The 19,033-nt window shown below is 32.2% G+C and carries 20 protein-coding genes and 1 pseudogene; 5 read left to right on the forward strand and 16 right to left on the reverse strand.

Annotation, left to right across the window (positions count from 1 at the left end; genetic code table 11):
- The 3 genes from BUB42_RS06385 to BUB42_RS06395 all read left to right on the forward strand — a co-directional run bounded on the left by BUB42_RS06385 (position 1) and on the right by BUB42_RS06395 (position 2,170).
- Positions 1 to 1,275, forward strand: coding sequence for a beta-ketoacyl-[acyl-carrier-protein] synthase family protein (locus BUB42_RS06385; RefSeq protein ID WP_073018299.1), 1,275 nt, complete (start codon positions 1 to 3; stop codon positions 1,273 to 1,275).
- A 125-nt stretch (positions 1,276 to 1,400) separates the two neighbouring features.
- Positions 1,401 to 1,658, forward strand: a complete 258-nt coding sequence (locus tag BUB42_RS06390; RefSeq protein WP_073018767.1) for an acyl carrier protein — start codon at positions 1,401 to 1,403, stop codon at positions 1,656 to 1,658.
- 17 nt (positions 1,659 to 1,675) lie between these two features.
- Complete coding sequence (locus BUB42_RS06395; protein WP_073018301.1) at positions 1,676 to 2,170, forward strand: 4'-phosphopantetheinyl transferase family protein; 495 nt, start codon at positions 1,676 to 1,678, stop codon at positions 2,168 to 2,170.
- On the opposite strand, the gene BUB42_RS06400 is transcribed toward BUB42_RS06395, so the two are convergent.
- A complete protein-coding gene (locus BUB42_RS06400) occupies positions 2,171 to 2,767 on the reverse strand; it encodes a 3'-5' exonuclease (RefSeq protein WP_073018303.1) in 597 nt (198 codons plus the stop codon).
- A 2-nt stretch (positions 2,768 to 2,769) separates the two neighbouring features.
- Entirely contained in the window at positions 2,770 to 4,686 is a 1,917-nt protein-coding gene (locus tag BUB42_RS06405) for a DUF294 nucleotidyltransferase-like domain-containing protein (protein WP_073018304.1), read from the reverse strand.
- Positions 4,687 to 4,868: 182 nt separating this feature from the next.
- On the opposite strand from BUB42_RS06405, the gene BUB42_RS06410 reads away from it, so the two are divergent.
- Positions 4,869 to 5,375, forward strand: a complete 507-nt coding sequence (locus BUB42_RS06410) for a DUF2911 domain-containing protein (RefSeq protein ID WP_073018306.1) — start codon at positions 4,869 to 4,871, stop codon at positions 5,373 to 5,375.
- A 151-nt stretch (positions 5,376 to 5,526) separates the two neighbouring features.
- On the opposite strand, the gene BUB42_RS06415 is transcribed toward BUB42_RS06410, so the two are convergent.
- The gene (locus BUB42_RS06415) at positions 5,527 to 5,964 is read right to left on the reverse strand and encodes an Lrp/AsnC family transcriptional regulator (protein ID WP_073018308.1); all 438 of its coding nucleotides are present in this window, start codon (positions 5,962 to 5,964) and stop codon (positions 5,527 to 5,529) included.
- Positions 5,965 to 6,070: 106 nt separating this feature from the next.
- Between BUB42_RS06415 and BUB42_RS06420 the strand changes: the two genes are divergently transcribed.
- The gene (locus BUB42_RS06420) at positions 6,071 to 6,790 is read left to right on the forward strand and encodes a sulfite exporter TauE/SafE family protein (RefSeq protein WP_073018310.1); all 720 of its coding nucleotides are present in this window, start codon (positions 6,071 to 6,073) and stop codon (positions 6,788 to 6,790) included.
- 17 nt (positions 6,791 to 6,807) lie between these two features.
- Here the strand turns inward: BUB42_RS06420 and BUB42_RS06425 are convergent, their stop codons facing one another.
- From BUB42_RS06425 to BUB42_RS06485, 13 genes and pseudogenes are all read right to left on the reverse strand, one after another.
- Positions 6,808 to 7,815 carry a DNA topoisomerase IB gene (locus BUB42_RS06425; RefSeq protein ID WP_244533892.1) on the reverse strand — a complete coding sequence of 336 codons (1,008 nt, stop codon included), beginning with the start codon at positions 7,813 to 7,815 and terminating at the stop codon, positions 6,808 to 6,810.
- 81 nt (positions 7,816 to 7,896) lie between these two features.
- On the reverse strand, positions 7,897 to 8,454 hold the full coding sequence (locus tag BUB42_RS06430; RefSeq protein ID WP_073018312.1) for a DinB family protein: 558 nt from the start codon (positions 8,452 to 8,454) through the stop codon (positions 7,897 to 7,899).
- Positions 8,455 to 8,526: 72 nt separating this feature from the next.
- Positions 8,527 to 9,029, reverse strand: a pseudogene (locus BUB42_RS16905) (Crp/Fnr family transcriptional regulator).
- Positions 9,030 to 9,388: 359 nt separating this feature from the next.
- Positions 9,389 to 11,746: a multicopper oxidase domain-containing protein gene (locus tag BUB42_RS06440; RefSeq protein WP_073018314.1), complete on the reverse strand. Its 2,358-nt coding sequence runs from the start codon at positions 11,744 to 11,746 to the stop codon at positions 9,389 to 9,391.
- Entirely contained in the window at positions 11,736 to 12,218 is a 483-nt protein-coding gene (locus BUB42_RS06445; protein ID WP_073018316.1) for a DUF305 domain-containing protein, read from the reverse strand. The genes BUB42_RS06440 and BUB42_RS06445 overlap by 11 nt, the downstream gene beginning before the upstream one ends.
- Before the next feature lie 18 nt (positions 12,219 to 12,236).
- On the reverse strand, positions 12,237 to 14,762 hold the full coding sequence (locus tag BUB42_RS06450; RefSeq protein ID WP_073018318.1) for a heavy metal translocating P-type ATPase: 2,526 nt from the start codon (positions 14,760 to 14,762) through the stop codon (positions 12,237 to 12,239).
- 218 nt (positions 14,763 to 14,980) lie between these two features.
- A complete protein-coding gene (locus tag BUB42_RS06455) occupies positions 14,981 to 15,283 on the reverse strand; it encodes a heavy metal-binding domain-containing protein (RefSeq protein ID WP_073018320.1) in 303 nt (100 codons plus the stop codon).
- Positions 15,284 to 15,342: 59 nt separating this feature from the next.
- Positions 15,343 to 15,660 (reverse strand): four-helix bundle copper-binding protein, encoded by a 318-nt coding sequence (locus BUB42_RS06460; protein WP_073018322.1) that lies wholly within the window; start codon positions 15,658 to 15,660, stop codon positions 15,343 to 15,345.
- A gap of 105 nt (positions 15,661 to 15,765) precedes the next feature.
- A complete protein-coding gene (locus tag BUB42_RS06465; protein ID WP_073018324.1) occupies positions 15,766 to 16,575 on the reverse strand; it encodes a hypothetical protein in 810 nt (269 codons plus the stop codon).
- Positions 16,575 to 17,072 carry a heavy-metal-associated domain-containing protein gene (locus BUB42_RS06470; RefSeq protein ID WP_073018326.1) on the reverse strand — a complete coding sequence of 166 codons (498 nt, stop codon included), beginning with the start codon at positions 17,070 to 17,072 and terminating at the stop codon, positions 16,575 to 16,577. The genes BUB42_RS06465 and BUB42_RS06470 overlap by 1 nt, the downstream gene beginning before the upstream one ends.
- 3 nt (positions 17,073 to 17,075) lie before the next feature.
- Entirely contained in the window at positions 17,076 to 17,549 is a 474-nt protein-coding gene (locus BUB42_RS06475) for a TlpA family protein disulfide reductase (protein ID WP_073018328.1), read from the reverse strand.
- Positions 17,550 to 17,612: 63 nt separating this feature from the next.
- Positions 17,613 to 18,473 (reverse strand): DUF3347 domain-containing protein, encoded by an 861-nt coding sequence (locus tag BUB42_RS06480; RefSeq protein WP_073018329.1) that lies wholly within the window; start codon positions 18,471 to 18,473, stop codon positions 17,613 to 17,615.
- A 184-nt stretch (positions 18,474 to 18,657) separates the two neighbouring features.
- Entirely contained in the window at positions 18,658 to 19,026 is a 369-nt protein-coding gene (locus BUB42_RS06485; RefSeq protein WP_084118297.1) for a hypothetical protein, read from the reverse strand.
- Positions 19,027 to 19,033 lie beyond the last annotated feature (7 nt).

Raw genomic sequence — 19,033 nt, forward strand, 5'->3', positions numbered from 1 at the left:
ATGAATAAAAGAGTAGTAATAACGGGTCTTGGCGTAGTTGCACCAAATGGAGTAGGGCTCAATGCATTTACTCATGCCATTAAAAATGGAATCTCAGGAATAAAGCATGATGCCGAATTAGAACGACTGCAATTCTCTTGTCAAATTGCAGGGAAACCGGAAATTTCAAATGAATTATCGTTAAATTATTTTTCCGAATTAGAACTTCGAAATTTCAATTCATCTGGAATTTTATACGGTGTTATTGCGGGAATGGATGCTTGGAAAGATGCGGGTTTAACTGTGGAACAAAACAAAAATCCAGATTGGGACAGCGGAACTATTTTTGGTTCGGGAACTTCTGGAATTGACAAGTTTCGTGAAAGCATTTATAAAATTGATGATTTTCAAACGCGTCGTTTGGGAAGCAGTGCTGTAGCGCAAACAATGAATAGTGGTGTTAGCGCATATCTTGGTGGAAAATTAGGATTAGGCAATCAGGTTAGCACAAATTCTTCCGCATGTACCACAGGTACCGAAAGCATTATGATGGCTTTTGAACGAATCAAATCGGGGCATGCCAATCGAATTTTAGCTGGAAGCACAAGCGATTCCGGTCCTTATATTTGGGGTGGATTTGATGCTATGCGAGTTTGTACTTTCAAACACAATAACTCGCCTGAACAAGGTTCAAGACCTATGAGTGCAACAGCATCAGGTTTTGTTCCTGGAAGTGGAGCGGGAGCGCTGGTAATTGAAGAATTAGAAACGGCTTTGGCCCGAGGAGCAAGGATTTATGCTGAAATTTTGGGAGGAAATATTAATTCTGGTGGACAAAGGGGATTAGGAACAATGACAGCTCCAAATCCAGTTGCTGTTCAAAAATGCATAATTGATGCTGTAGCAAGTTCGGGAATTCACTCAAACGATATTGACGTCATTAATGGACATTTGACCGCTACATCCAAAGATAGTTTAGAAATTCAAAATTGGAGTGAAGCTTTAAAGCGAAAAGGCGATAATTTTCCATATATAAATTCACTTAAATCAATGGTTGGGCATTGTTTATCAGGAGCCGGAAGCATTGAAAGTGTCGCATCAGTTTTGCAGGTGCATCATGGATTTATTTTTCCAAATATTAATTGTACTGATGTGCATCCAGAAATAAGTAGTATCATTGATGAAGCTAGAATTCCACAAAAATTAGTTGCAAATGACATTCAAATCTTGGCGAAAGCCAGTTTTGGCTTTGGAGATGTAAACGGTTGCGTGATTTTTAGGAAATTTAACCAATAAAAAAATATGATTAAAGTGATTTATTAAAATAAATTTTATCTCTAGAAATTAAAATCCTTAATTTAAAAATCAAAATTTGTCAAAAAATTTCTAAAAAATAAGTTACAATAAAATAAAATTAAATGATACAAAAACAAGAAATAATTGAGCAGTTAAAAGAAATTATTAAACCGTATGTAAATGATAAGTTAGCGCTAAATTCGCTGACAGAAACAACAGATTTTATTAATGATTTGAAAATAAATTCGGCTAATTTAGTTGACGTTGTTTTAGATATTGAGGAAAAATATAATATTGTAATTGATAATGAATCGATGGAACGCATGGTTAATGTTCAAGCTGCTATCGAAATTATTGAAACTAAAGTAGGCGAAAAAAACTAACTTTTTTGTAACAGAAGATGATTGGGAATGACATTGTGGATTTAGCCCTAGCAAAAAAAGAAAGCAATTGGCAACGTAAAGGTTTTTTAGAAAAAATTTTTACGCAAAAAGAGCAATTGCTAATTAAAAATGCCAAAAACTCAGAGGAGATGGTTTGGAATTTATGGACTCGAAAGGAAGCAGCGTACAAAATTTACAATAGAGAAACGGGTTTTCGGGGATTCAATCCAGTTAAATTAGTTTGCTTTTATGAAGATCAAAGTAAAGGCACCGTAAGTTGTGAGGGTTTTTTGTATTACACGCAAACCTTTGTTTCGAAGGAATTTATATATACGATCGCAGTTCTTGAAAAAGAGTATTTTAAGTATTTAGAAAAGATAGACGTAGCCACTAAAATCAGTAAAATAAACGGAATTCCTTCTATTTTTGATAATGTATCATTAGTTGTAAAACCTGTTTCTATTTCGCACCATGGACGATTTTGGGAGGCTGTGACAATGTTGCCCTTTTAATTATCTAAGATTTAATTTCGACTTTAATTTCAAGAATAAGATCGCAGTTTTGTACGCATCAGTCGCCGCAGAATTTCGGTCGCTTACTGGAACATTATAAATTTTGCAAAGTTCATCTAGCGAAAATTGTTTCTCGCTGATATCATGCAGTTTACGGTGCATAACGTCAATATCTAAAGCTTCATTTTTTAACCGACCGCAATTTAATCTTTCTAATGCGGCGTTAATGATTTCTACGTCAAAGTTTACATGATGTCCAACCAAAGTGGAACTACCTATAAACTCAATAAAAGATTTAATTGCTTCTGGCTCGCTTTGTTTTTTCAACTTACTTTCAACCATAAATTCATTGGTTAATCCATTATCATGAAAATATTTATATTGCAGTAAATTAGCTTCAAAACTATCGCCTATTAAAATACTATTGTTTACCACGGCAAAAGAGCCAACAGATAAAATAACATCCTTTAATGGACTCAAACCTGATGTTTCTGTTGATATAATTACATATCGCGAAGATTTATTTTCAAATGTAGAAATGTAATTTTTCCAAAATTCAGGATAATCTTTATTAATATATTTTAACCAGTCCATCATATTTATGAAAATTGAGTTAGTTGAAATTTGCTTTTAATTAAATCTTCTAGTTCTTTCATAGGTAAAAGCGCATTTTTTAGCTTTTCACGATCAGTTTTAGTAAGTTCTTCTAAATTAATATATTGACCTGAATTATCATTTTTTAAGCCTTCTAAAGTTCTAAATTTTGATAAAGTTAAAAAGGCTTCAGCACATTTCAGGTACACCTCAGAATGTTTAGGATCGGTGATGGCAAATTGTTTAAACCGCTGGAAAGTATTGTTAATTCCTCTTATTTCGAAATATAAAGCAAACAATCTCGCACCGTCAATTAGTGGTAACAATGCTCGGGTTTTTATATCGAATTTATTTTTATTGGGTTCATCATCTTCCACATTAAAATTTTTGAAAAAACTCAGTGGTGAATTTTTTCTAAGGGCGTCATTTCCCAGAAAATCAAACAACAGTGTATTGTTTTTAGCATTTTTAAAAATAATGTTTGTAATGGCATCTTCAATTTTTTGTTCACCAAAAGCAATCTCATAGTCAAAGAAAATACTACTAATTTCGTTACTGTTTTCACCTGGGGTATTCATCCAACTATCGTATTGCTTAGTCCAATCAGTTAGTGATTTACACCAAATTAGATTGCTTCCCATGTGACCATTTGGACAAAATTCATATCCAATTTTCTCTAAAATGGAAGTTGTTTTTTTTGCTAATTTTAGAAAATAGTCTTTTACATCACGATATTTATCTGCAGCTACATCTTCAAAAATCAAAATACTGTCTTGATCTGTCAAAAGCAATTGTTCCTTTCTACCTTGACTTCCTATACTGAGCCATGCAAAACGAGCGGGAGGAGAGCCTAATTCAAAAATTGACAGCTCAACAGAGCGCTTGATAATTGCTAAATTAATTTCGCTGGCAATATTAAAAATATGAGAAATAGGAATGTTTTTGGTAATCGATGTTTGAATCAAATCGGTTAGTCGATCCCGAATTAGTTTTATTTCCTTAGATGTTTGACAACGTTTAATTTCTTTAATTAAAACGCCTGGATTATTGGCTTGAGCGATAATCAAATCGTGCTCATTAATAACTCCCTTAATGGCCGATTTATCTGTTCCATCAAGGGTAACACATAAATGAGTAACATTGTGCTTCAACATTAGCAATTGAGCCTCTGCAAGAGAGATGTTTTCCATAACGGTGATAACCGGTGAAGACATTATTTTATCTACTAAAACAGTTAGTGGATAACGACCGGTGGCGATTTTTGAGCGCATATCAGTGTCAGTAATTATGCCAACAGGTAAATCATTTTCGATGATAAGAATGTTGTTTTTTAAGCTTTCGGTCATTAACAAAGAAGCTTCTTGAGCAGTAGTACTTTTTTTAGTTATTAAAGGACTAACGGTATATGACAAGGATTGAAAATATTGCATTTCTGACTGCTGATCAGAATAATAAACGGTGTCAGATATTAGTTTTCCAAATAAATTCGCTTTGTCTTTTGGATTTCTGGTGTTTATTGCAAAGCTCTCTAACAAATAATTTAATACTTGTGAATTGTTTGCAACAAATGGACGAAACGTAACAATTGGAATCGCGTAAATGATAGTTTCCTCTCGAGCCTTAGCCGTCATCATGTAATTGTTTTTGGCAAAAAACGGACGTAAACCAAAAATATCACCTGCATTACATTTATTAAGCAACGTTTCTTCGGCATCAGCAATAACAGATAAATTAATAACTCCCGAAGCAACCACATAAAAACTGTCATGTAAAATATCATTTACCTGAAATAGCTCCTTATTTTTATCAAGATTAATAACGCGAATGCTATTAGCAATTTCTGACAATTCTTCAAATGTCAAATGATTGAAAGGTGAATATTCCTTTAAGAAATCAGCGATTTGTTCGGCAATTGTATTCATAATTTATTACAAAATAAGTATAGTCTGTAAAAATAAGAATTTTAAAAATATTATTGTCACCAATGTGATTTCAAAATTATGAAATTACAAAATACTTAATTTATTCATAAAATAAGTGCGATATTCAGTTGATTTTGTACAAGTTGTGTTACTTTTATTAGATAACTTAAAATATTTTAATCATGAATTTAAGAAAAAAAATACTTTTATCATTTATCACGTTATTTATCGTAGCTATCTCAACAGCTCAAGAAAAGCCTAAAAGCACAAAAGAAGTTGCTACAGGTAAAATTAATGATGCAACAATTACCATTAATTATGGCAGTCCATCTGTGAATGGAAGAGAAATTTGGGGAGGATTGGTCCCTTTTAACCAAGTTTGGCGTGCTGGTGCAAATGAAGCGACAACATTTCAAACAAATAAGGATTTAATGATTGAAGGTTCGAAATTACCTGCAGGAACATATTCATTTTTTGTGATTCCATCTGAAAAAGAATGTACAATCATTTTTAATAAAGAAACCAAATTATGGGGTTCTGGAAAATACAAAGAAAAAGAGGATCAACTAAGGGTAACTGTAAAACCAGAAGCTACTAAGACGATTACTGAAAAATTAGTTTATAAGGTAGAGAAAAGTAAAGTTGTTCTAGATTGGGCAAACTGGAATATTCCAATGTCAGTAAAATAAAAGAGAATATAATTTTTTACTTATAAGCATTGCCAGTAGGTAATGCTTTTTTTATGTTTAAATTTCTAGGTGTTACAAAAACTCTATTTTACATAATATAAATTATAGTTCAAAATGATAATAGCATATTCATGTACTTTTTATTAGCGTCCTAACGATTTCCATTTAGTTTATCATCTTTTAGATTCGATAGTATTAAGTGCGTTGTTGGTTCACCATAAATTAAGAGCTGGTCTATAAATTGTTGCAAATGCAATTGATCTGTCAAAATTACTTTCATAAAAATATTATGTGCCCCAGTAATGCGATAAATTTCAAGTATTTCTGGAAAATCTTGTAGTACATCACAAAACAAGTTTAACTTTCCACTATATAGTTTAAAGAGTATTACAACTTCTAGCCCGTAACCCAATTTTTTACTATTGAGTTCAATACTGTAGCCTGTTATCACTTCTAAATCTTCCAACTTTTGTACACGTTCTCTAACACTTGATGGCGAAAGTCCAATATGTTTACCGAGTTCTACAAACGAAATTCTAGAATTTATTTTCAATTTTTCAATAATCTTCAAATCAATTGTATCAGCCATGAATAAAGTTTTAATATGGCCAAATTTACTTTTTTAATTTGGTAAATAACACATTACACCGCTATATAAATTTTAGTTTTACTTGATGCAACATTACTTTTGCATTATGGATTTAATGCTTGTTTTGCTAATTTTAGGAATATTTTTTGGATTTTTTGTTCAAACTATCACCGGTTTTGCTGGAGCCCTAGTCGCGTTGCCCTTTCTACTTTTCGTAATGCCTTTAGTTGAGGCAGTTTGTTATATTTCAATATTTTATTCGATTTCCACGCCAGTGTATTTTTATCGAGAATGGAAAAATATGGATAAATTATTGTTACGAAAACTTTTAGTAACTTCAGTTATAGGATTAATTATTGGCTCAATTATTCTGGTGTTTGGTCAACCAACAATTTTAAAAAAAGCACTTGGTTTATTTATAATTTTTTTTGTTTTAAATACGTTGATAAATAAAAATCCAAAACAATTAAGCTCAAATATTCAATTTGTTTTAGGCATTTTTGGCGGTTTTTTCTCTGGAGTTTTTTCAACTGGCGGTCCGCTGTATGCCATTATTATTAGAAACGAAACAAATGACGTTAAGGTATTTCGCGCCACCATGTTTGGAATTTTAGGCGTCGTATCTATAATGAGAATTTCAGTATTGATTGCTGAAGGCGCTCTAACAACTATTGAATTGCACAATTCATTATATGTATTGCCCTTCTTTGTCGCGGCACTGTATTTAGGAAAAAAGGCTTATTTAAAATTAGACGAAAAAATTTTAAGAAAATTAATTTTATCGCTTTTATTTATCTCTGGTATCATTTTGATCGTTAAAAATTAATTCATTACAATACTATTTTACAAATGCTTCATTACTTCCCTCTCTGATGCTGTGAGTTTGTATTGCGAAATTCCAGAGTCTATATATGTTGTATTAGGTAAGCTTTTTGATTCTATTTTTTGTAGTATGTTAGGATGCACGTAATAAGATCGGCAAACCATTGGTGTGTTGCCAAGTTCGTCAGCAACCATCCGGATAAGAGCATTACTAAATTTTCCTTTTTTGGACTTTCCTATGGCTTCAATGGCAAACGGATATAGTTCGACCGCTAATCTGCTTGCGACCCAAGTCCTGAAATCTTTACTACTAAATTTTTTGCCCATAAAAGCATGAATATATTGATTTACGTCTTCGCTATCAACAGCTTGAAACTGCCCATTGCTATCTTTATATCTAAAAATTTCAAATCCTGGCAGTTCAGCTGACTTCTTAATTAATTTGGCCAACTGAGAATCATCAATTTCTACATGGAGCATTTTACTACTTTTACCTTTATATTCAAGTACAACTTGATTATTCTCAAAAGTCAAATGTTTTCGCCTTAGTGTGGTCAAGCCAAAAGTTCCATTTTGATTCGCATATTGCTTATTTCCAATTCGGATTCCAGTTTCATCTAAAAGGAGAATGATCAATGCTAATATTTTATTTTTACTCCATTCTTTTAATGCAATATCTTCAGCGACTTTTTTTCTAAATTTAGGTAATGCTTTTCCAAAATCTTTCATTTTTGCAAACTTCTCCTCCTGCCTAGCCTTCTCAAATATAGAATGATAAATATATTGTTTTCTACCCTTCGCATCCCTACCAATAGCTTGTATGTGACCATCGTCCCATTTGCAAATATAAACATCACTCCACATTGGCGGAATAACTATTCTTCGGAATCTACGCAAGATTAATTTATCATTAATTTTATTACCTTCCTCATCAAAATATTGATAGCCTTTGCCTCTCTTCCGCTTATGAATTGACATAGCTTCATCATCGACATGCTTAATTTCAGTGGAAGTTTTGGTATCTTTCATATCGCTTTAAATATACTGAATAAAAGTAAAGTAAATATCAATTTTTGTATTTTAGAATTTTCGAAGAGCGTTATATATTCATTATGTGTTGACGTTTTTCATTTCAAACTCAATTTTTTCAATTTGATTAATATGCCTAATAATATGGTTACAGTAGAATTGTAGTGTATCGCCCAATTTTAATCGTATAAATCTGGAAATTGAAATTTTAACTTTCGTTTTATTTAAACTTACATATCGTGCTTGATTTAACAACTCTAAAAAAATAATTTGCTGGTTGATAAAGTTATCAATAACTATTTTATCAAGCTTCAAATCAATTGGATTCTTGCCCTTGAAAGTCTTCATTTTATTAATTTTGCCTTTCGGTAACATAGTGATAGAAAAATAATTACCTAGATATCCACTTTTAAAATATTCATCATTTTTATTTTTAGAATTTTTTATGCAATATCCAAATTCAGGTAGATAATATTCACCATATAAATTCAAATGTTCTAAACATTCGAGAATAGTCCATGAATCACGATTTTCTCTCCACGTCAAAGTTTGTAAATCATATTCTTTAAGCGGTTCAACTTTTGTAATGATTTGTTTTGTCTTCTCCATCAAGGATTCTAAAATTTTTTCTGATTGCATTTTTTTTTTTTCTATTTAAGCTAAATTCAGTAAAATTTAATTTCTAAACATTGATTTAAATCAAGAATTTTTTCAACGTGATAAAGTTTCTGGACTCATTCGCAAATAATTAGCTATGTGTCGATCTGGAATTTCTTGAAAAGTTGCGGACTACGTTTTAGTACTCTGTGGAATCTATCTTTAGGTGAACGTGTCAATATATCTATTTCTCGTTCCATTTGTTCAATAACTAATTTTTCTAAAATAGCAGTCCACAAAAATACATTAGATCACGTATTTATGAGTATATCAATTTGTGTTTTAGGTATTACTTTAATAACAGTTTTTTTAAGCGCCTGAATAAAAAGATTTGAAGGTTTTCCTGTAAAAAAGGAATCTAATGAAACAATTAAATTTTCTTTGTAACCAAATCGAATAATTTGTTCCTCTTCACCGTCTAAAGCAAAAACTCTCAAACTACCACTTACTACGTAATACAAGTTAGTATCAATGCTTTCTTTGGTTTTTAGAATCTGATTTCTATTTACAGTTATTGTATTACCAGAAAGTTTTATCAGTTCTATCAATTCTTCCATTATTTTGTTTATTTAATATTACAGTATAAATGTACTTGGAAAAATTTATTTTCATCGCATTTTATGTCATTCTGATCCTATAATTTATTTCTAAAGATAAAAGCATGATGATTAGCGACCAGATAATTCTAAAAAAAAGATTTGTAATCTCTTTTTATCCTCTAAATATTATTTTAATTCATTTAGATTTATAAAATGCAGTTGTTTTAAAAATATGTACCGCTGGAAATACTAATCTTCTATTCAAAATAAAAAATAAAGACCTCAATCATTTTATTGATTGAGGTCTTTTGCTGACAGAAGTTTTTTAAAGGAAACAAAAATTTATTAAAACTATGAATTGATTTTTATAATTCTGTTTAATAATTCACATTCACACCAAAACCAATTCCCATATCACTATCATAATGAGTTGTCACCCCAATGTTTTTTCCTAAAATATATTTAAAACCAGCCATGTATTCCTTATCAGTATTGACCATAAATGCTCCTCTTAATCTAGGAGTTAGTGGAATATCTTCGCGCATCAATTGCAATCTTAAATTCCCATCATGGTACATTTCTGCTTGAAAAATAACCAACATTGGCAGCGTATAAGCAAATCCTAAACTGGCTTGAATTCGTTTATCTTTTGTACTTTTTTGACCAAACAAATTTTGTTCTATTTCTCCGCTTTTTAATTTTCTATACCTCACATCAAAACCTACAAATGGCATAAACCATTGATTTTTGCCAATGTATCTCCCAATATGTGTTTCTGATTCGTAACCATTTGCATCATTATATCCCAATCGCCATTCGGTTCCAAAACTCCATCTTGCATTTTGAAACATAGCTTGACCATCGTTTCCATTGGTAGCAAAATCGTTTTCGGCCATAAAATGTAGTTGATTGCTTTCGGCTTGTAGTTTTTTATAAGCCTTTTCTTTGTTGGGCAAATATGGATTAGGTTTTGAATCTTCATAACTAAAAACACGGTTCATTCCAGCCATCATGTGGTACAAAACATGACAATGAAAAAACCAATCGCCATCTGCATTGGCTTCAAATTCGATCACGTTCGTTTCCATTGGCATAATATCAATAACATTTTTTAAAGGCGAATATTCACCTTGCCCATTCAAAACTCTAAAATCATGACCATGCAAATGCATTGGGTGACGCATCATTGAATTATTGTAAAGCGTGATACGAATAACTTCCCCTTTTTTAATTAAAATTTTATCGACTTCTGAAAGCACTTTATTATCCATGCTCCAGACATAACGGTTCATATTTCCGTTCAATTCAAAACGTATTTCGCGAAGCCCCGGAACCCCCAAAGGAGAAGCTGGAAGCGTAGTTACAGTTGGCGATTTCAACATCGAATAATTTAAGGTTACAATATCAGAATTCATGGAATGTTTTGAATGATCCATACCTTCCATTTTCATATCTTCTTTTTTAGGGTCTATTTTTGAATGATCCATACCTTCCATTTTCATGTCACGTTCTTTCATGTCCATGCCATTTCCTTCCATTTTCATGTTATCATCTTTCATATCCATTTTTCCTTTCTTCATGTCCATGGATTTCCCTGATATTTCTGGATACATAACCGTATTCATATCCATTTTTTGCATGGACATATCCATTCCCATATCGTTCATAGAACCGTCCATATTCATCATGCCGTTCATCATTTTCATGCCTTCAAAATACTTTAATTTTGGCATCGGGCTTATCAATTGTTTAATGCCTTGGCCAATATAAATTGAAGCGGATTTAGATCTGTCTTCAGGTGTAACTAAAAACTCATAAGCAGTGTTTTTAGACGAAATAGTAACAATAACATCGTAAGTTTCGGATACACCTATAATTAATCGATCTACTTCTACAGGTTCTACATCATTACCGTCATTAGCAATTACAGTGATTTTTCCACCCGCATAGTTTAGCCAGAAATAAGAAGATGCGCCAGCATTTGAAATTCGCAAACGAACCTTGTCCCCTGCTTTAAATTGCGACAGTTGGCTCTCACTTTGTCCATTAATTAAAAATTTTTCATAATAAATATCACTCACATCCATCGCTAACATTCGTTTCCATTCGTTAGTTATTTTAGTTTTGAAATGACCAGCTTTTATCGCTTCTGCATAACTTTGGGTTGTTCCTTTTTTGATGGCAAACCAATCGGAAGCGTTGTGCAGCATTCGATGTACGTTTTTGGGATTTAAGTCTGTCCATTCGCTTAAAATAATTGGAATTTGAGGAATATCATCAACCCCTTTTCTGAAATTTGGATCATCTGATTTTTTCTTGAGAATCATCGAGCCATACATTCCAATTTGTTCTTGTAAACCGGAATGCGAATGATACCAATGTGTACCGTTCTGAACAATTGGAAATCGATAAGTGAAGGTCTCACCAGGTTTAATTGGCATTTGAGTCAGATAGGGAACACCATCATATTGATTGGGTAATATTAACCCGTGCCAGTGCAAAGATGTACTTTCTTTAAGTTTATTATGTACAACAATTTCGGCAATATCGCCTTCTGTAAAAGTTAAAGTGGGCATTGGAATTTGTCCGTTCGCTGCAATAGCTCTTTTATCTTTGCCCGAAAAATTTACAATTGTGTCGGTTATGGTTAAGTCATATTTTACAACGTTTTGAGCGTTTATATTAAAAAAAATAAATTGGACGGCAATAACAAGTATTATTTTATTATTTTTCATTTTCTAATCGTTTAATCATTACTTTCATTTGTTCTATTTCTTTTCTTTGTGCTTCAATAATGGCCTCTGCTAATTTTCTAACTTCGGCATCTTTAATATCGGCTCGTTCACTGGTTAATATTGCAATAGAGTGATGCGGTATCATTCCTTTTAACCACAAAACATCACCAATAATAGGTCTTTGCATACGAACAAGAAATAAAGCCGAACTAAATAAAACAAGACTTCCGAGTAAAATTGCCGTATTTTTTTTCTTGTTTTTATACATTCCCAACATAAACAATAGCATGATTACCGCCATTGTTGAAATTCCCAAAGAGACCATATAGAAACGAGTCATACTGAAATAAACGTGGTCGATTGCATACGTATTTAAATACATCGTGATGTACATCGCAGCAAACGACAATCCTATCATCAAGAAAAAAGTAGTGTACGGATTGGTTTTTTTATGTGAATTTGAATGTTCCATTTTGTATAATTTTCAGGGTTAAATTTTAATTGTTCTTAATCGCAATGCATTTGCAATCACTGAAACTGAACTAAAACTCATCGCCAAAGCTGCAATCATGGGCGATAACAAAATTCCTAAAATAGGAAATAAAACTCCTGCTGCAATTGGAATTCCAACGACATTATAAATAAATGCAAAAAACAAGTTTTGCTTGATGTTTCTCATAACAGCATGACTCAAATTTTTAGCTTTCACAATTCCTTGTAAATCGCCTTTAACTAATGTGATTTTAGCACTTTCAATAGCCACATCGGTTCCAGTTCCCATGGCAATTCCAATATCAGCTTGAGCCAAAGCCGGAGCATCGTTTATTCCGTCTCCTGCCATTGCGACCACTTTACCTTGTGCCTGTAAATCTTTGATGTATTGTAATTTATCTTGCGGCAAAAATCCAGCTTTGAAGTCGGTTAAATTCAATTCAGCGGCAACTGCTTTTGCCGTATTTTCATTGTCACCAGTTATCATAATAACTTCAACACCTTGTTTTTTTAATTCGGTTATGGCTTCAACACTTGTTTTCTTTATCGCATCAGTAATGGTTATAAACCCAACGACCTTATTATTACTGGCAATGTAAGAAACTGTTTTTCCCAATTGTTGTTCGGCAATGACTTCTTTTTCAATAGCCGAAAAATCAGCAACGCCTTCTTGTTCCATTAAACTTTTATTTCCCAACAGAATCAATTCTTGATTGATACTGCCTTTTACTCCTTTGCCAGTTACAGAATCAAAGTCAGCCACATTAGAAAATGCAACTTCTTTTGTTTTGGCAAAATTAACTACGGCTGTAGCCAAAGGATGTTCGCTACTTTGATTGAGCGATGCTATTTTTCCTAAAACGTCTTTTTCATCGCCGTCTTTCACTACAATTTTTTCTACAGAAGGTTTTCCTTCCGTGATGGTTCCTGTTTTATCCGTAATTAAAACGTCAATCTTGTCCATTTTTTCAATGGCTTCGGCATTTTTGATTAATACGCCCAATTTAGCTCCTTTTCCAACACCAACCATAACAGACATTGGTGTAGCCAAACCTAAAGCACACGGACAAGCGATAATCAAAACCGCAATAGCATTAACAAATCCATAAACCAATTTCGGTTCAGGTCCAAATTGCCACCAAACTATAAATGTGATAACCGAAATTACAACTACAATGGGAACAAAATATTTAGCTACTTTATCAACCAGATTTTGAATGGGTGCTCGAGAACGACTCGCATCGCTAACCATTTGTACAATTTGTGATAGTAAAGTTTCGGACCCCACTTTTTCGGCAATCATCAAAAAAGATTTTGTACCGTTGATTGTTCCGGCACTTACTTTATCTTCTTCTTTTTTATCTACAGGAATCGGTTCTCCCGTAATCATAGATTCATCAATCGTACTGGTTCCTTCCGTGATTTTTCCATCAACTGGAATTTTCTCTCCCGGTTTTACACGTAAAATGTCGTCTTTTTTAATATTGTGAATTGAAATTACTTTTTCAACACCATCAACAACTACAGTAGCTTCTTTTGGTGCTAATTTCAGTAATTCTTTAATAGCGCCACTGGTTCTACTGTGTGCTTTTGCTTCTAACAGTTGTCCCAATAAAACCAATGTTAAGACAACTGCCGTAGCTTCAAAATATAAATGAACTGTTCCGTTTTCTGTTTTAAATTGAGCGGGAAATACCTCTGGAAAAAGCATGCCGACAATACTAAATAGAAAAGCAACTCCGGTCCCAATCCCAATTAAGGTAAACATATTCAAATTCCAATTCACTATGGATTTCCACGCTCTTTCAAAAAACATCCAACACGCATAAAAAACAACAGGCAGCGTAAAGGCAAACTGAATCCAATTCCAATACTCCAATTCCATTATCTGATATAACGGATTATTGGGAATCATATCCGACATGGAAATAATGAAAATCGGAATAGTAAACAGCATCGCAATTTTCATTTTGTGCCAAAGCCTTTCGTAAGTTTTGTTGTCTTCAGAATCCGAGGGTTCCATAGGTACTAAATCCATTCCGCAAATCGGACAACTTCCGGGCTCATCCTCCACAATTTCAGGATGCATCGGGCACGTATATTGCGTTATTTGATTAGAAGTTGGTTCTTTGACCAAATCCATTCCGCAAACCGGACAATCTCCTGCTTTATCATACGTTTTGTCGCCTTCGCAACGCATGGGGCAGTAGTATTTACCTGCTTCGTTTGAATGATTATGTTGATGCGTTGTACTTTCTCCTTTATCTGAAGAACAACAACTTTCTGCTTTTATTTCTGATGTGGGTTTAGAGTTGGGAAGCGAAATTTGATACTTACTATTTTTTCCTCCAAGAGCTTTTTGTAAAGTTTCTAATTTTACGTGTTGTGACATTATGATTACAGCTTGATTATTTTCTTTTGAAATATCAACTTTTGTGATGTGTTCAACTTTGGACAAATCGTCTTTCACTTTAGCTTCGCAACCCGAACAAGTTATTCCTTCAACAGTGTATGTATAATTCATTTTTAAGTTTTTTTGCGTAATAAATGATGATAGAGCTCATTTTTTATTTAGCTCATAGTACTTAGATGGATAATTTATCAATTTAAAAAAAGTAAATTAAATGCGTCAATATTCACCACAGCAAATACTCCCAAATTGAAATATTAAAACCAACTTCACATAAATACTGTGAAGTTGATTTGTTATTTAGGAATGAAAGATACTTATTTAGTATGTTTTTATGCAACAGGTACAGTCAACTTCATGCCACATTTAGAACATTTCTCGTTTAATTTTCCGTGAATATCAGGATGCATTGAGCACGAATACATTTTGCTATTGTTCATCATTTTATCATTATGATTCGCCATTGTAGAGTCAGTGTGCATCATTGTGGAGTCATTTTCCATCATTGTGGAATCATTCAGCATAGAATTTGTATCGTTTAACATTTGAGAATCATTTGTAGTTTCTTGATTCTTTTGGTTGCAAGAAACGATTATCAGTACCATTATTATGGTTACAAAAATTGTTTTTTTCATTTTATTATTATTTAAAAATTTGAAATACACGATAAATCAAACGATTTATCCTGCTTTTTTTACATTTTTGAGCAAGTATCTGCACATTTTCTGCACGCGGCAGCACATTTTTTACAATGATCTAGATCGGTAAATTTTTCACATTCAGTGGCGCAGGCGGTACAGATTTCAGCACACAATTTGCAAAGTGCAGCTGCAAAAGTCGAACCTCTTTCTTGGAATTTTGCGCACAATTTACAAATGTCTGCACAATCCGTACAAAGTCCAATACATTTTTGGTGTTCATCATTATTAGATTTTTTGCATTCTTCCGCACAATTTTCACATACGGTTGCACATTCTAAACATGCATCAATACAATCTTCAGCATTTTCCATAATAAGAATTATTTAACATGAATATAGTTATTCATATTATAAATTTAATATGAATTTAAAAACGCAGTGTTGTAAAATTAAGTTTTGGATTTGTAAAATTTTTGTTTAATTTTTTAAATTAAAAAAAGTATAATATAAATTCAAATAAACCCCGTTTGGAGCGGTGCGTATCATTGAGCTCATTAATTCTCTTCGATAAGCCAAATCTAAACGGGCTTGACTATTAAAAATAAATTGAATAACAGGAACTATGTCTAAATAAGATTTTCCGTTTTCGTTAATCGTTTGACCTATAAACTCTACCATCAGATTTATATTTGTCTGTTTTAAACTCGTATATTTTTTAGGGTACATCAATTTCCCAAACGATAAAGTATAGTTTGTTGCATTGTCTCCTAAAGTAGCTGGGAAAGAATTATTTGGCTTATTATCAAAAGCTTTTTCAAAACTAACGGTCGAACTTATTGCTAGTTTTTTAATTAATTTAGTCGCCACGATTCCAGTTTCAAAACCACTATTTTGTCCCATAATTTCAATTTGCTCTTGATGAATATTCGCATTATTAGAGCTATATCTTCCAAAAGCAGCTAAACGAAAATGGCTATTTAAATCATCCTCAGAGTAGAAACGATATTTAGCTAAAAAATTTCCACCTTCAGCAACCAATTGACTATTTCTATTACTTAAAAAAGCCGATGCCCTCACCATTAGATTTTTATTGATTCCATAAGTTACTTCGGGCATAATGCTATACATATAGCCCGATGTCATTTCTCTTTCAAAAGCCGATTGTAATATATTTACTCCTAGAGAATTAGCAGGCACATTACTTGCTGGATCCGTTAATAGAAATAATTCCTGCGAAGAACCTATTTGAAAAATAAATACTACAATTATTAATACCAAATTTCTCATTAATTTAATATTTGAATATGAAAATCATTTTCATTACTATTGTTATAAGTCAAACTATTTTTATATGACTTTGACAATTTTTTAAACTCTTTATCGGTTACATATCCCTTATCTAAAATTTGTATTTGAACTTCTTTACTATTGTTTTCTTTACCATTTACAATAATGTAGGAGCTTTCTTTTATCGTTTTAGAGTTTGTGGTTAAAACTAGAGACCCAATAAAGAACCCTGCATTTTCTACTTTTTCTTTAAATACCGATGGTTTTAAAGAATTGTTTTCTGATAATGAAACGACAAATGTATTTGTGTTTAAATCAATGTCGACATTTTTAACCTCTGGCATTGATTTTAATTGCTTATTAATCGCATTCGAGCACATCGAGCAAGTCAAACCGGTCGCTCTTATTTCTGCTTTTGAAATCTGTGCGTTACTTGCTGTTGTAAATAATGTTATTAGTATTACTATTAGGACTGATTTTTTATATAATGTTTTCATATCTTACTTTATTAAATTAATTATTTCTTCTTCTGTTGGGTTTTTCTTTATCAGAATACCTTTTTCATTAAAAAGGTACTGCGATGGTAACTCTTCAACTCCAAAAAGAAGTGCTGCTTTTGCATCAAATCCTTTTGAATCTATCAATTTTAAAAAGCTAATTTTGTCTTTTTCAATTGCCTTCATCCATTTATTTGGATCAGTATCGATCGAAATTCCAATGATTTCAATTTTATCGGGATCCAGTTCTGCGTGAAGTTTTACCAACTTTTTATTGCCTAATCTGCAAGGTGCGCACCACGAAGCCCAAAAATCGATTAAGACATATTTATCTTTAAATTGATTGATATTTGTTTTTTCATTCGAACTATTCTGTAATTCTAGCGATGGAAGTCTATCTCCCACTTTGACTTGTGCATTTGCATTGATGCTAAAAATTAACAGCAAAAATGCAAGTAGATTTATTTTGATATTCATTTTTTCGATGAGTTAATTTTAAAAGCAAAATCCTTTACTTGTAAAAGGATTTCGCTTTAATAATTATTTAATAGTTTCAACGGTTTTACCACAACTCAACATTTGAGCTCCGTAATAAGGATTTTTAATAGAGCTATCTTTACTCAACCAATTAGCACCTTTACCTTTGTTAGCCATTGGACAAAACTGGTAATAAGTTGGTGTTGCGTCTTTTGACACTTTTATTAAATCATACATATTTTTTGACAACGTCATAAAATGATCTCTTTGATGAGTAACATCCTTAGTATCTGCAATATGCTCCGCATCTTCTTTTAACTCTTTGGTAACTTCCATCCAAACCATGTGAACATCCATTTCTAATTGATCCATTTTTACGGCATTAATCGCAGTCAGTAATGTTGCTGATTTTTTAGAAGCTTCTACTCCATCGGTTTGGACTAATGCCTCTTTTACTTCAAAATAGGTATCAAAAACAGTATTTAATACGTTGTTTTCTTTTGACATTGTCTTATTGTCTTCCATTTCAGTACTTGTAGTTCCCTCATTAATGGCTGGGGTGCTTTCATTTGACGCTAGTGGGCTTCTATCATATTGACAACAACCGTGTAGATTAGCATAAACATCGTTTGGTGCAAGAAATTTATCGCTATCATAACCAACTAATGCTACTCTCTTTAAGATCTCATCCTGATTTGTCTTTGTAGCATCGTATTTTAGTGTTGCCATTTTAGTGTCTTTGTTCCAATCTACGGCTGCTATATTTTTTAGATTGGCTGCTTTTTCGATAGTTGTTTTACACATACCGCAGTTTCCGTAGATTTTTACAGTTTCAGTTTTTGCATTTTTTATTTGTGCACTAGTGAATGTAATAGTTAGCAACATAGTTATTGCCAATCCTATTTTTGATATTGAATTTTTCATTTAATAAAGATTTGTTCCAAAAGAATTGTTTCTTTTGAATTTGTTTTAGGAATATTTTTTAGAGAAATAACAACTTATAAATATCAAATAGGTTAATCCAAATTGGATTCTATTTATTTTATAGTTGTAATAAATTTAGCGAATGCTATAAAAAAGCCACAACTGTGGCTACAAAAAATTGAATTTAGCTTATTTTAGGAATAAGCCATATTGAGGTATAACCTGATGAAACAAAGGTTGTGGTATTATAAAAATTTTGTTTAATTGTCGGAAAATCAAAATTATTGTGAGTGAAATCAAAGTCGTTAAACACAACTGAGCTATAATTAGCATTTACAGAGGTACAATTTGCATGCCCACATTTACCGTTGCAATTATCGTTTTGATTTTTAGAATGACTTTCTTCAGAGCATTCTTTATGTTCCGATTTAGATGTCACTTCTTTTTTGCAACATTCTTTTGTTGATTGAGTTCCACACGCATAAGTCAAACTTGGCAATAGTAATAAGCCAAGAGTTAGAATTATGATATATGCATGTAACTTTTTATTCATAGTGCAA

Origin of the sequence: Flavobacterium micromati (assembly GCF_900129585.1) — a bacterium.
In the GTDB taxonomy this organism is placed as follows: Bacteria; Bacteroidota; Bacteroidia; order Flavobacteriales; family Flavobacteriaceae; genus Flavobacterium; species Flavobacterium micromati.

Bases quoted from the DNA above. Each gene is read 5' to 3' on its own strand.
- BUB42_RS06415 (WP_073018308.1), bottom strand. From the start codon at position 5,964: ATGGCTGATACAATTGATTTGAAGATTATTGAAAAATTGAAAATAAAT.
- BUB42_RS06445 (WP_073018316.1), bottom strand. From the start codon at position 12,218: ATGGAACATTCAAATTCACATAAAAAAACCAATCCGTACACTACTTTT.
- BUB42_RS06410 (WP_073018306.1), top strand. From the start codon at position 4,869: ATGAATTTAAGAAAAAAAATACTTTTATCATTTATCACGTTATTTATC.
- BUB42_RS06470 (WP_073018326.1), bottom strand. From the start codon at position 17,072: ATGAAAACATTATATAAAAAATCAGTCCTAATAGTAATACTAATAACA.
- BUB42_RS06465 (WP_073018324.1), bottom strand. From the start codon at position 16,575: ATGAGAAATTTGGTATTAATAATTGTAGTATTTATTTTTCAAATAGGT.
- BUB42_RS06485 (WP_084118297.1), bottom strand. From the start codon at position 19,026: ATGAATAAAAAGTTACATGCATATATCATAATTCTAACTCTTGGCTTA.
- BUB42_RS06440 (WP_073018314.1), bottom strand. From the start codon at position 11,746: ATGAAAAATAATAAAATAATACTTGTTATTGCCGTCCAATTTATTTTT.
- BUB42_RS06460 (WP_073018322.1), bottom strand. From the start codon at position 15,660: ATGGAAAATGCTGAAGATTGTATTGATGCATGTTTAGAATGTGCAACC.
- BUB42_RS06400 (WP_073018303.1), bottom strand. From the start codon at position 2,767: ATGATGGACTGGTTAAAATATATTAATAAAGATTATCCTGAATTTTGG.
- BUB42_RS06450 (WP_073018318.1), bottom strand. From the start codon at position 14,762: ATGAATTATACATACACTGTTGAAGGAATAACTTGTTCGGGTTGCGAA.
- BUB42_RS06475 (WP_073018328.1), bottom strand. From the start codon at position 17,549: ATGAATATCAAAATAAATCTACTTGCATTTTTGCTGTTAATTTTTAGC.
- BUB42_RS06455 (WP_073018320.1), bottom strand. From the start codon at position 15,283: ATGAAAAAAACAATTTTTGTAACCATAATAATGGTACTGATAATCGTT.
- BUB42_RS06385 (WP_073018299.1), top strand. From the start codon at position 1: ATGAATAAAAGAGTAGTAATAACGGGTCTTGGCGTAGTTGCACCAAAT.
- BUB42_RS06425 (WP_244533892.1), bottom strand. From the start codon at position 7,815: ATGAAAGATACCAAAACTTCCACTGAAATTAAGCATGTCGATGATGAA.
- BUB42_RS06480 (WP_073018329.1), bottom strand. From the start codon at position 18,473: ATGAAAAATTCAATATCAAAAATAGGATTGGCAATAACTATGTTGCTA.
- BUB42_RS06405 (WP_073018304.1), bottom strand. From the start codon at position 4,686: ATGAATACAATTGCCGAACAAATCGCTGATTTCTTAAAGGAATATTCA.
- BUB42_RS06430 (WP_073018312.1), bottom strand. From the start codon at position 8,454: ATGCAATCAGAAAAAATTTTAGAATCCTTGATGGAGAAGACAAAACAA.
- BUB42_RS06395 (WP_073018301.1), top strand. From the start codon at position 1,676: ATGATTGGGAATGACATTGTGGATTTAGCCCTAGCAAAAAAAGAAAGC.
- BUB42_RS06420 (WP_073018310.1), top strand. From the start codon at position 6,071: ATGGATTTAATGCTTGTTTTGCTAATTTTAGGAATATTTTTTGGATTT.